At 51.5% G+C, this 12,301-nt stretch carries 11 protein-coding genes and 2 pseudogenes; 8 read left to right on the plus strand and 5 right to left on the minus strand.

Features of this window, described 5'->3' with window-relative positions; genetic code table 11:
- The first annotated feature begins 157 nt into the window (after window positions 1–157).
- Window positions 158–1,189 (plus strand): tyrosine-type recombinase/integrase, encoded by a 1,032-nt coding sequence (locus C7M51_RS06435; protein ID WP_160621028.1) that lies wholly within the window; start codon window positions 158–160, stop codon window positions 1,187–1,189.
- 225 nt (window positions 1,190–1,414) lie between these two features.
- Window positions 1,415–2,274: pseudogene (locus C7M51_RS06440) on the plus strand (aldo/keto reductase).
- A gap of 51 nt (window positions 2,275–2,325) precedes the next feature.
- On the opposite strand, the gene C7M51_RS06445 reads toward C7M51_RS06440, so the two are convergent.
- On the minus strand, window positions 2,326–3,510 hold the full coding sequence (locus tag C7M51_RS06445; protein ID WP_167522380.1) for an aldo/keto reductase: 1,185 nt from the start codon (window positions 3,508–3,510) through the stop codon (window positions 2,326–2,328).
- Window positions 3,511–3,556: 46 nt separating this feature from the next.
- Entirely contained in the window at window positions 3,557–4,543 is a 987-nt protein-coding gene (locus tag C7M51_RS06450; RefSeq protein WP_160621030.1) for an aldo/keto reductase, read from the minus strand.
- 221 nt (window positions 4,544–4,764) lie between these two features.
- Between C7M51_RS06450 and C7M51_RS06455 the strand changes: the two genes are divergently transcribed.
- Complete coding sequence (locus C7M51_RS06455; protein ID WP_160623585.1) at window positions 4,765–5,673, plus strand: LysR family transcriptional regulator; 909 nt, start codon at window positions 4,765–4,767, stop codon at window positions 5,671–5,673.
- A gap of 36 nt (window positions 5,674–5,709) precedes the next feature.
- Here C7M51_RS06455 and C7M51_RS06460 read toward each other — a convergent pair whose 3' ends face one another.
- A complete protein-coding gene (locus tag C7M51_RS06460) occupies window positions 5,710–6,609 on the minus strand; it encodes a LysR family transcriptional regulator (protein ID WP_160621031.1) in 900 nt (299 codons plus the stop codon).
- A 139-nt stretch (window positions 6,610–6,748) separates the two neighbouring features.
- Here C7M51_RS06460 and C7M51_RS06465 point away from each other — a divergent pair, with 139 nt between their 5' ends.
- From C7M51_RS06465 to C7M51_RS06485, 5 genes and pseudogenes are all read left to right on the plus strand, one after another.
- Complete coding sequence (locus tag C7M51_RS06465; protein WP_160623586.1) at window positions 6,749–7,057, plus strand: superoxide dismutase; 309 nt, start codon at window positions 6,749–6,751, stop codon at window positions 7,055–7,057.
- A gap of 66 nt (window positions 7,058–7,123) precedes the next feature.
- Window positions 7,124–7,681: an NAD(P)H-dependent oxidoreductase gene (locus C7M51_RS06470; RefSeq protein WP_160621032.1), complete on the plus strand. Its 558-nt coding sequence runs from the start codon at window positions 7,124–7,126 to the stop codon at window positions 7,679–7,681.
- 18 nt (window positions 7,682–7,699) lie between these two features.
- On the plus strand, window positions 7,700–8,719 hold the full coding sequence (locus C7M51_RS06475; protein WP_160621033.1) for an aldo/keto reductase: 1,020 nt from the start codon (window positions 7,700–7,702) through the stop codon (window positions 8,717–8,719).
- Between the two features lie 77 nt (window positions 8,720–8,796).
- A pseudogene (locus C7M51_RS06480) lies at window positions 8,797–9,000 on the plus strand (NAD(P)H-dependent oxidoreductase); the annotation flags it as partial.
- 49 nt (window positions 9,001–9,049) lie between these two features.
- The gene (locus C7M51_RS06485) at window positions 9,050–9,727 is read left to right on the plus strand and encodes a putative quinol monooxygenase (RefSeq protein WP_167522381.1); all 678 of its coding nucleotides are present in this window, start codon (window positions 9,050–9,052) and stop codon (window positions 9,725–9,727) included.
- A 183-nt stretch (window positions 9,728–9,910) separates the two neighbouring features.
- Here the strand turns inward: C7M51_RS06485 and C7M51_RS06490 are convergent, their stop codons facing one another.
- Window positions 9,911–10,156, minus strand: a complete 246-nt coding sequence (locus C7M51_RS06490) for a hypothetical protein (RefSeq protein WP_160621034.1) — start codon at window positions 10,154–10,156, stop codon at window positions 9,911–9,913.
- 336 nt (window positions 10,157–10,492) lie between these two features.
- A complete protein-coding gene (locus C7M51_RS06495; protein WP_160621035.1) occupies window positions 10,493–12,151 on the minus strand; it encodes a methyl-accepting chemotaxis protein in 1,659 nt (552 codons plus the stop codon).
- Window positions 12,152–12,301: the final 150 nt, after the last annotated feature.

Below are 12,301 nucleotides of genomic sequence, written 5' to 3' on the forward strand. Positions count from 1 at the left end.
GCTGAATGAAAAAGCATCATCTGTCACGTTTGCACCTGGCGAAGATATCGCCAGTAAATGACAACGCTACGTGAAATTTACCGGGTTATGACCCTGACGATTTCTCAGAATTCACGTAGCGCGATCGCCTGCTGTTTTGCCGATAAGTTGTACAAATATGGATGAAATAGTCACCGCTGCCCCGCTTCTTCCGCTCTCAACGACAGATGACGATCTTGCCCAGCGCCTGCGGGAATTTGTGCAGGATAAAGATGCCTTCTCACCTAATACGTGGCGGCAGCTGCTGAGCGTTATGCGCGTTTGTCATCGCTGGGCGTTAGCCAACGGTCGTTCGCTGCTGCCGATGTCGCCGGAAGATCTGCGCGACTATCTCAGTTATTTACAGTCTATTGGGCGGGCCTCTTCTACCATCGGTACGCATCAGTCGCTGATTGCCATGCTGCATCGCAATGCGGGCCTGGTGCCACCCTCTACTTCTCCGCTGGTTTCCCGCGCACGTAAAAAAATTAACCGCGTCGCGGTGATCTCCGGCGAACGTACCGGACAGGCGGTGCCGTTTCATATCAGCGATCTGCAAAAGGTCGAGGCGGCCTGGGCGGAAAATCAAACTCTGCAAAATCTGCGCGATCTGGCATTTTTACATGTGGCGTACAGCACTCTGATGCGTATCAGCGAGGTTGCGCGCTTTCGCGTTGGCGATATTATGCGCGCAGAAGATGGCCGTATTATTCTTGAAGGCTCGTGGACCAAAACGCTGCTGGATACCGGTAGCCTGGTTAAGGCGCTGAGCGCAAAATCCTCAGCGGTGCTGACCAGATGGCTGATCGCCTCCGGTCTGACTGGTGAGCCGGAAGCCTTTCTGTTTTGCCCGATTCATCGTTCGGGTAAAGTGCTGATTGCCACTCGCCAGCCGATGAGTACGCCCGCGCTGAAAAGTATCTTTACCCGCGCCTGGCAGGTAGCCGGACAGAGTGCCACCGCCAGGCCCAATAAAAATCGCTACCGGCGTTGGAGCGGACACAGCGCACGCGTCGGTGCCGCACAGGATCTGGCCCGTAAAGGTTATTCAGTGGCGCAGATTATGCAGGAAGGCACCTGGAAAAAACCGGAAACGTTGATGCGCTATATTCGCTACGTTGAAGCGCATAAAGGCGCGATGGTGGATTTGATGGAAAACGTTGATGAGTAATACGCGGTTGGATTAGAGACAGACTCCAGATTTTTAGCATATTCTTTTGTATATGACACTGGAAATGGGTTCTGTGATTGTATTCTTCAGTAAAGCCTTTCGCTGACCACAACTATTTGTGAGCATAATTCACAACACTATTCAGCTGCGACTGCTGGTTACCTTCGTTTCAGTGCAATAACCTGTCACATACAGAATTGCTGGCAATAAAAGAAGGAACACTGAATGAAGTATGTGAATCTGGGTCGTAGCGGTTTGAAAGTCTCCCGTCTTTGTCTCGGTTGTATGAGCTATGGTGAACCTGAACGTTTGCCTCAGCCCTGGTCTCTGGATGAAAAGGCGTCACGACCGCTCATCCGTCAGGCGCTTGAAGCAGGCATTAATTTTTTTGATACCGCGAATATCTACTCGGGCGGAAGTTCAGAAGAGATTACTGGAAAAGCGCTGAGAGAAATGGCCAGACGCGACGAGATCGTTGTGGCGACAAAGACCTTCTTTCCGTGGCGCAACATATCGGCGCATCGTCTATGGTGGCCTGGCGCTTTGCAAAAATGCAGCATACAGCTGAGCGTAACGGCTGGACCCGATTTATAACGATGCAACCTCAATACAACCTGCTTTACCGGGAAGAAGAGCGCGAGATGCTCCCCCTGTGTGAAGACTAGGGCGTTGGAGTGATCCCCTGGAGTCCGATGGCACGCGGCAGGCTCACGCGCGACTGGGCTGTCACGTCCCGACGAACGCAAAACGATGCCTTTGCGTTAAAAATGTACGAGAACGCAGCCCTTCTGGATAAGCCCGTTATTGATGTTGTTGCCAAAATTGCCGAAAAGCACGATGTGCCAAGAGCTTATGTTGCAATTGCCTGGTTGTTATCAAAAACGGTCATCACAGCACCGATCATTGGCGCAACGAAACCAGAACATCTTTCCACGGCTATTAGCGCGCTGGACTTTTCACTTAGCGATGCAGAAATCACGGAACTCGAGGCACGCTATCTGCCACACCCTGTTGACGGGATCGTTCCCCCGCTTCCGGATACGCCGCCTTCACTCACTCCGCCTTTAGCAATCCAGAACTGTTAACACCCTACCCTGGCCCGGCATTGCCGGGTCTCCCAGGTAACGTATTCCCGGTCACTGACTTTTATCAAACTGACTTTCGGTAAACGGATCTGCACGACCGCCCTGCAATGGGATTTTGGCAAGCGCCGCATCGATTGCGCGTAGCTCGCTGTCCGTCAACCGGACTTGCAGTGCACCGCTATTTTCTATCAGGTGCGGATATTGCGTAGTACCCGGGATGGGGACAATCCATGGCCGCTGAGCCATAACCCAGGCCAGCGCGAACTGAACTGGAGTGGTGTTTTTGCGACGGGCCCACGACTGCGCGAATTCAAGCAGTACCATGTTTTTGGCCAGTGCATCGGGCTGGAAGCGTGGCAGGTTATGCCGCCGATCTGTGCTGTCGAACCGCTGACTTGGATTGACTGCCCCGGCAAGGAAACTGCGGGCGGTCGGGCAGTAAGGTACGAAGCCGATACCCAGCTCTTCGAGCGTTGGAAATATCCGCGTCTCCGGTTCACGCCACCACATGGCATACTCACTCTGTACTGCGGTCACAGGGAGTACCGCATGTGCGCGCCGGATTGTCCTGGCACTCGCTTCCGACAGTCCCCAGTGTTTAACTTTACCCTGCTGGATCAGCGTCTTCACGGTTTCCGCCACATCCTCGATCGGCACATGAGGATCGGGGCGATGCTGATAAAGAAGATCGATGTGGTCCGTTTTCAGACGCTTTAGCGAGCCTTCTACGGCACGGCGGATATGGTCAGGGTGGCTGTTAAGGGATGTAGGCTTACCCTCCTCGACACCGAAACCGAACTTAGTGGCAATCACCACACGATCGCGAACAGGGGCCAGTGCTTCCCCGACAAATTCTTCACTGAGATGGGGGCCATACACCTCAGCAGTATCAAAGAACGTGATACCTTGTTCAAAGGCTGCCCGGATGAGCGAAACCATTGCTTTACGATCGCGCGGACCACCGCCGTAATACCCCACCATCGGCAGGCACCCTAATCCCATGCTGGAAACCTCCAGCGAGCCGAGTTTACGCGTGGTTAAGGTTTCCTTCTGGACGGGAACAGCATCCGAAGAGGCGTTCGACGTGTCCTGACCCGCCGGTTTCGCCATCACTGCACCGCTCCTGCCAAGGGTGGTAGCGGCCAACGCCAGACCAGCTCCGGCGATCAGAAAATTGCGACGATCCTGAGAAGCGGGTACGGAAGCAGAATGTTGGTCATGCATCATCTTACTCATAAACTGGAACTCCATATAACGAAGAAAGGATTCATTAATTTGGTAATTACCATGCATAAGCCTGGGGCGCTTCTCCCCCGGGTCCGGGCCAGATTTCGTCGAGACAGCTCATGGTGTCGTCTGATAGCGTGATTGTCGTTGCGTGAAGCGCCTCCTGGAGTTGTTCGACCGTACGAGGCCCGATAAGTGGAGCAGTAACGACAGGATTCTGTAGGAGCCACGCAAGAGCCACATTAGAAGGGGTTTCGCCGAGGTCCTCACATAATCTTTCGTAGGCTTCCAGCTGCGGACGGTACTGTTCGATTAGACGGGAAAAAGCGGGCCTTGCACGACGCCCACTTGCCATCTTTTTCAGTACGCCACCAAGCAACCCTCCGGCAAGTGGGCTCCAGGGAATCAGCCCCAGGCCAAAATGACGGCATGCGGGAATGACCTCCAGTTCAATAGTTCGGGCTGTCAGATTGTAGAGACTTTGCTCGGCGGCAAGGCCAGGGAAATGACGAGTCGTAGCAACTGACTGCGCAGTCGCAATATCCCAGCCCGCGAAATTGCTGCTACCGATATAAAGAACTTTTCCCTGCTGAACAAGGAGCTCCATTGCCTGCCAGATCTCTTCCCATGGCGTATGACGATCGATGTGATGCATCTGATAGACATCAATATGGTCGGTCTTAAGCCGTCGCAAACTGTCCTCGCAGGCCTTGCGAATATGATAAGCAGAAAGACAGCGATCGTTCGGACCTGGTCCCATAGGCTGATAGACTTTCGTCGCAAGGACGATACGTTCACGGCGGCCACCCTGCTGAAGCCAGCGACCAATAATTTCCTCGGACAGCCCCGAACCTTGCTGGATATCGGGTGATTGTTCGGTGCCATACACGTCTGCTGTATCAATGAAATTTATACCCGCCTCAAGCGCCTCATCCAAAATGCGGGCACTGGTCTTCTCGTCGGTGACGTCACCAAAATTCATGGTTCCGAGACAAAGGCGGCTGACTTTCAGGCCGGTGCGGCCAAGATGCGTATAGTTCATAAACGGCTCCGTTGTGTGAATGTTCCGCCCTGACCAGGGCCAGCGGCCAGAGCGCATAATTTTCAAGAATAACGAAGCACAACGTGTTCAGTGAGAGGACATGAGTGGATGGACTTGTGAAAAAAATTCAGCAATGGATTAGCCCTAATCGGTCTAAGGTGTATATCATTTCCTTATCAACTCATTCGGGCCTTAACGCCGCAAAAGGAAAACTATTCTGTATGCAAATAAGCAGAGCTGATGTTGCCGATCTCATTTATTTCATGGCTATTGCACGTCATCGCAGTTTCAGCCGTGCGGCGATTGAATTAGGTGTCAGTGCATCAGCGCTTAGTCATGCCCTGAAGGGACTGGAAACCCGGCTCGGGGTTCGCCTGCTTAATCGCACGACCAAGAGCGTTACACCTACGGCAGCAGGTGAAGAACTGGTTCAGTCTGTCCTCCAGCCTTTCGACACCATAGAAGGCGCGCTTGAATCGCTTAACCGATATCGTGATACGCCTACCGGACGTATCCGCATCAATGCTGCCGTTGAAGCGGCAAATCTTTTGCTTGCGCCGGTCATGCCCGCTTTTATGGATCGCTATCCCGATATTGAAATCGATATTGTGGCCAGTAACCGTATGATTGACGTCACTGATGCAGGCTTCGATGCCGGTATCCGCTATGGTGGCACCGTCCCGGAAGATATGGTTGCCCGGCGTTTATCTGCCGACATTCGCTGGGTTATCGCAGCATCCCCCGACTACCTGGAACGCTATGGAACACCTGAACATCCGGATGATTTATTACACCATCGCTGTATAAGCAATCGTCTCGGCGACGATCGAATTTATCGTTGGGAACTTGAGCGAGACGGCGAAACGTACCAAATCACTGTGCCTGGCTCAGTGACAGTCAATCAGGCTGAAACGGGCCTTGTGGCCGTATTGGGCGGGGCTGGCCTGATGTATTTTCCGGAGCCTCTTGTTGCTCCCTATGTGAAGGATGGACGGCTCCGCCTGGTGCTTACGGAATGGTCCCCGCTGGAGGCAGGTTTTCATATCTATTATTCAAGCCGTCGGCAATTGCCGACCGGGCTTCGCCTTCTGATAGAGTTCCTACAGGAGGCCAGGCCGCTGGGGTTGTGAAATAGCGCCTCCATACTGAACGATGAGTTATTGTCTCTATCGCCCCGTAGCGGATATCAGAAAATCAATCAGGGCCTTCACTCTTTTTGTTTTACCCGCGTTTTTGGGGTAATAGAGATACACTGGCGGGTAGGTTTTCCAGTAGTTCTCCATCACGGGTATAAAGTGCTCCCTGTCGGGCTGTAACTGCCAGATGGGTTCAAACAAACGTCCAATTCCCAGCCCGTTACGGATCCCGTCGGCCATAACGTCAATATCGTTACTGATTAACTGCCCGGGCATTTCAACCGTCAACTGCTCTCCGCGATCGTTCAGGATCAACGGAAGGATGCGGTTGTTAGTGATAAAACGGTAGCCAATCAGCTTGTGTTGACTGAGGTCTGACGGTACCTGAGGCATTCCATGCTCGCTGATATAAGCTGAGGATGCATATAACCCTTCACGAAAGGGTTTCATTAACGGTCGAGCTACCACCCCACCTTCGAGGATATCGCCGAAACGGATCCCAAGATCAAAACGCTCTTCGATAATATTCACGGTACCGTCGTAAACCGATATTTCCAGCTGTATACCCGGATATTGCTGACAGAATTTCGTCATTGCAGGCTTAAGTATTAACAAATAGGCAAAACGCGAGAGCGTGATTCGCACGATACCAGAGGGCTCCTGATTCTGGTCGCGAATGCTTTCAAGCGAATTTTCCAGCGACTCCACCGCCGCAGCGGTCTGTTCCAGCAACAGTTGACCGGTTTCCGTCAGCTCTATACGGCGGGTCGTACGCACAAAAAGCGGATGGCCGATATGCTCTTCCAGCAGCTTAAGCGCATTGCTTACGGAGGGAGGCGTAATTTCCAGTTTTCTTGCGGCTGCCGAAATATTGCCCTCACGTGCAATGCTCTGAAAGATGCGTATCTGGTTATAAAGGGCGTTATTCATAATGTGTTCCTAAAACAATCACCGCCTGATTATTAAGTACAGCCTAAATATGCTTAAGTCAATGCTCCTCTAATCTTCCTGAAATGCGCCTCTTATACTTTTATCTCTTTCTACAACGTGCTGAGTTCAGGAGACTATGATGCGAATTTTATGTCTGGATATCCCCGCACCTGGAGCATCGCTGGAAAAATATGCTCCACACCTTAACGCTGAAGCACTGCACGCCTGGGGATTGTATAAATCAGGCTTCATCCGCGACATCTACTTTCGTCAGGACAGACCTGGCGTTGCTATTTTTCTTGAATGTGACTCTGTCGATGAAGCGATGAGCGTAATGGCCGAATTTCCGCTGGCAAAAGCAGGTTTATTAAGCTTTGAGTGCATTCCGCTTGGATCCTTTATTAACTGGGAAAATCTCTTTGCCGCTGAATTTAAAAATAAAGAGTGAGGCCCGATATGAAACCTGCAGACAAACCCGTGCTGTGTGTCGTTTCCAGCCATCCGATTAATTGAAATGAAAAATATCCTTGTTGTTTCAGGTCATCCTGAGCTTACCCATTCCATCGCCAACGCTACTATCCTTGATGAAGTGGCGACCGCCCTTCCCGATGCTGAAATTCGTCGTCTGGACTGGCTCTACCCGGACGGCAAATTCAATATCGCTGCGGAGCAGGAAAGCCTGCTCAGGGCCGATGTGATTGTCTGGCAGTTCCCTTTTTCCTGGTATGGGCTGCCCGGGTTAATGAAACAATGGCTGGACGAGGTCTTTGTCCACGGCTTCGCGCATGGCTCAACGGCAAAACTGGGCGGTAAAAAGCTGATCCTCTCCTTCACTACAGGGGCGCCACAGGAGCTCTATACCGCTGACGGTTTCTTTGGCCATGCCATTGAAGAGTATCTTATTCCGTTCGAGACCACGGCAAGACTGTGCAATCTTGAGCTGCTGTCGCCGGTTTATACCTGTGGTATCAGCTATGCCGACCGGGATGCCGACAAAATCGCACAGCAAAAAACGCTTGCCAGGGCGCACGCTTCAAGGCTTGTCGATCTGCTCAATACCGTTCGTAAATAATCCAGAGGGAGAATAACGATGCAGTATACCCGGCTAGGTAAAAGTGACTTACTGGTCTCTCGCATCTGCATGGGATGTATGGGGTTTGGCGATCCGTTGACGGGCCAGCATCGCTGGACGCTGGGCGAAACAGCAAGCCGGGACATCATTCGCTACGGCCTCGAAAACGGCATCAATTTTTACGATACCGCTATCGCCTATCAGAACGGCTCCAGCGAGCGATACGTTGGCCGGGCGCTGCGGGAGATGGCAAAACGCGAGGATGTGGTGCTGGCCACCAAGTTTCTGCCACGAACCGCCGCGCAAATTGCCGGGGGTATCAGCGGAAAAGAGGCCATAGCCCGATCGCTCGACCAGAGCCTGCAGAATCTGGGGATGGACTACATCGACCTCTACATCTACCACATCTGGGATTACAACACGCCTGTTATTGACGTGCTTGAAGCGCTGCATACCGCCGTTACTGCGGGCAAAGTGCGCGCTATTGGTATTTCAAATTGCTATGCCTGGCAGCTGGCGAAGGCGAACGCCCTTGCCGAACGCGAAGGACTGACGCCCTTTGTCTCCGTGCAAAGCCACTACAACCTGATCATGCGTGAAGATGAACGAGAGCTCTTCGGTCTGTGCGCTGAAGATCATATTGCAATGACCCCCTATAGCGCGCTGGCCAGCGGTCGTCTCTCCCGTAAAGAAGGCCACACGCGGCGAGCCACAGAGGATGACTATGCGCGTGGAAAATATGACAGCACGGCTGAACAGGATCGGATCATTATTGAGCGTGTAGCCGAACTTGCCGAGCGGCATCAGGTGTCCATGACAGAAATATCTCTCGCCTGGCTGCTGACAAAAGTCACGTCACCTGTCGTAGGGGCCACAAAAAAAGACCACGTCGATGGCGCGGTAAACGCAGTAAATCTTCAACTGAGCCCGGAGGAAATCCAGTTTCTGGAAGAAACCTACCAGCCGCATGTTCTGACGGGGATCATGGCGCAAAACACGCCGCAAACGAAAGACGTTAAGCAGGTCTGGTCGCGGTAGCCCTTATTCACTTTCATGAAATGTAGACAGGAGGAAGGATGGGGTTACGTCAGCGCAGAGCAGCAGCATTGTTTTTTGTTGTCAGTACGGCTGCGGGTGGAAGCTCCACTTACGGGCCAGACGGCAGGATCGGGGTATCGCTTGCGGATGTGTTTTTACCGATGAAAGCCAGTGCCCTGCACGCAGGTATGACGTGGCTTCCTCCCCTGGTCTTTGAGAGCGCCAGCAGCGATTGGCTACCTTCCTACCCATACAAACTTATCGAACGTCTTAAACAGTAATTTCAGTAAAAGGATCAACGTGAAAAAGACCCTTATGCTTTTAATTTGCATGCTAATAAGCAGCCCTGTCTTTGCAACAAAACCGGACACGCAGGATAAGCGAGTGATGAATATCTTCGAGATTGGTGTCCAGCCCGCTCGGGACAAAGATTTTGCAGACGTGGCCAGACAGACGATTTCTGCTTCGATTGATCATGAAGAAGGTACGCTGGCGATGTATGCCCTGCAACGCAGCGACAATGCAGCTCAGGCATTCATGGTCGAACTCTATGAAAACAAGAGTGCTTACTGCAAACATCTGAATGCCGCACCATACAGAGCATTCGCTGATCGTGCATCTGACATTATCGATCGGAAAAAGAAAATTACTCTTGAGCCACAGTTTCTGGGGGACAAACGCATCATACCAAATGAGCGAACCATCAATAATCTGGTGATCGTCGAGGTAAAGCCTGAATTTCAGACCAAATTTAAAAACATTGTCCTTCCTGAAATGGCGGAGTCGCTCAAAGTAGAGAAAGGCGTGTTAGCCATGTATGCCGCTACAGACTCACAGACTCCGAACCGCTGGTATTTCTATGAGGTTTATGCCAGTGAGGAGGATTATCAACTGCACCGACAAACGCCACACTTCCGGGATTATCTCAGGCAAACGGCACATATGAGCACCAGTAAGGACGCTATCGCGGTAAAACCGGTATTTCTTCGTAACAAAGGCGGAATATAAGCTCTCTTATTGCCACCATGGATTATGAACAAATAATTAAAAAAATGATTGAATAAGAATATTGCGGCAAAAACCGCTGTGAAGGTAATTTCACAGCGGCTATTTTTAGTTCGTTGACGCTGTTTTTATTGATAAATTAAATATAAACCGATCCTTTTAATTGCCATAATTATTTTTCAGCATTTAAATAGCATATTTCTTTTCAAGCGCCTTAATAAAAGTAACCTTCAGCTTTTCTGAAGTTAGCTGGTTAAGTTGTGACTCCGTGGTTTTCCCAATATTCGCCCCGATGCTTTTTCCTAATTCGAGCGCCTTAGCATTGCCCGGAAACAGCGAACCATACTTATTTTCATAATAACATACGATCATATCCTGGATGGCACCGGCACCACCCACCTTACAACACGCTGAATAACTTAATATTTTCATCTCAGCTCCTTTATTTGAGAACGTAATGACTTATAAAGTCTGCTTTTTAATTAATCGCAGGCTGAAAAGCTTTCCCTGCCTTAATTATTATTCCTTTTTCGGCCTCGGACGAATAGCGTTACTTTTTCGTTTTTTGTAAAAAAGCGCAAAAAAAGAAGCTTTTTCTTATAAATCTGATGTTATATCAACCTGCTCACTTGCCCCCTGTTTAATCACATTAAATAGCTGACGGCGATAAAACCGTCAGCTAATCACAGAGTGCTAAAGCTCTTTTATAACGCCCTGTACGTCGAGATGTTTTATATGTTTAGCTTTATTTTTAGCGCTGGTTCAGCCTCAAAATGCCTCCCACTCTGCCGTTGCGATCGTCGCCGCCGGACGTTGCGCAACAGTACGCGGAGCCGGAGTAGCAATCGCCTTAAACTGAGCGGCCTGCGCATCAAGACGGAAAGTTGCAACCAGCTGATGCAGATGTTGGGCCTGCTCCCGTAACAGGCTACCTGCCGCCGAAGACTCCTCCACCAGCGAGGCGTTTTGCTGCGTCACCCGATCCAGCTCGGAAACCGCCACGCCAACCTGTTCAATGCCGCGACTCTGTTCCTCTGAAGCGGAGGAAATTTCATCCATAATATCGCGTACCTGCTTAACGCCAGTCACAATTGCTTCCATTGACGCTTCTGCCGCCGCCGCCAGTTTTGTTCCTTGCTCTACGCGCGTGGAGGATTCCTCAATCAGGCTCTTAATATCTTTCGCTGCCACCGCGCTGCGGCTTGCCAGATTGCGTACTTCACCCGCCACAACAGCAAAACCGCGCCCGTTTTCCCCGGCGCGTGCCGCCTCTACCGCCGCGTTCAGCGCCAGGATATTGGTCTGAAAGGCGATGCTTTCGATCACGCTGGTAATCTCAGCAATTTTCTTCGCGCTCTCTTCCATACCGAAAATGGTTTTGATCACGCCATCAACGATACCACCGCCTTTTTCGGCGGTAGCCGCAGCGCTAATCGCCAGCTTTGACGCCTGCAAAGCATTATCCGCATTCTGTTTTACCGTGGCGGTAATCTGTTCCATGCTGGCCGCCGTTTGCTCCAGCGACGCCGCCTGTTCTTCAGTACGCGATGAAAGATCGGCATTACCGGTGGCTATTTCGTCGACGCCGGTGAGAATGGTATCGGAGCCGCTGCGAACATGGCTGACGGTTTTTGCCAGCGCCAGCTGCATACGCGCCAGGCCGTTATGCAGGCGGCTCATTTCATTACGCGCCTGCGAGTCCCGTTTCAGCGGATGCGTCAGATCGCCATGCTCGATAGCGTCGATATGGTTTAGCGCCGCCACCAGCGGCCGCAGTAGCACCTGTTGCAGCACGCGCCAGCAGAGCGCGATACAGATCAACACCAGTACCATAATGCCACCCAGCAGCGCTTTCATCTGGCCAAAAGCCTCGCGGCTCTGTTCCGAAGCCTGGCTGGTTAGCTGGTTTACCGCGCTGCGCCAGCGTTCGTAATCCTCCAGCATCGCCTGCTGTTTAGGCGCGGCGTTGATGGCGAACATCGCCTGAAGACTGTGGGTTTCCGCCGTATCCATCAACTGTTGCAGCAGCGTGGCATAGGCTTTATAGCTGGCGTTCAGCTGTGCCGTAAGCGCTGGATCGAGTCCCTGTAGTGCGTCACCTTGCTGATAGCGCTGATACCAGCGCTCCGCCTCCTGCAACTGCTGACGTCCATGTTCAATCATGCCGGGCAGCCTGGTACTGCCGGTGCCCTCCTGCTGAATCCAGATAACGATACGGTTGGCATCCGAACGCACGGCGTTTAGTGCGTACCAGGAGTTAGTCAACGCCGTTACCTTATCGTTGGCCGCCGAAGCGGTAAAAAAGTTGTCTTTATCGTTGCTGAGTGAATGAAGAAACAGACCTCCTGAAATAACTTGCAGTAAACCAAACAGCGCAATGCAACCAATCAGAAAGGTGGATGTTTTAATACGGCTAAAAAAGGACATAGCTCCCTCAAATATTGTGATAAGCATCGCAACTATCGGCAACTTTACCGGTAACATTAGCGCTATTGCTATTTTGTCCTGAAAGGAAACTGCTGATATCTTTTTTCTGATAATGAGTTATCTTCAAAGACGTGCTGTTACCCTGAAAAA

The sequence above is a fragment of the Mixta intestinalis genome, assembly GCF_009914055.1.
Classification (GTDB): domain Bacteria; phylum Pseudomonadota; class Gammaproteobacteria; order Enterobacterales; family Enterobacteriaceae; genus Mixta; species Mixta intestinalis.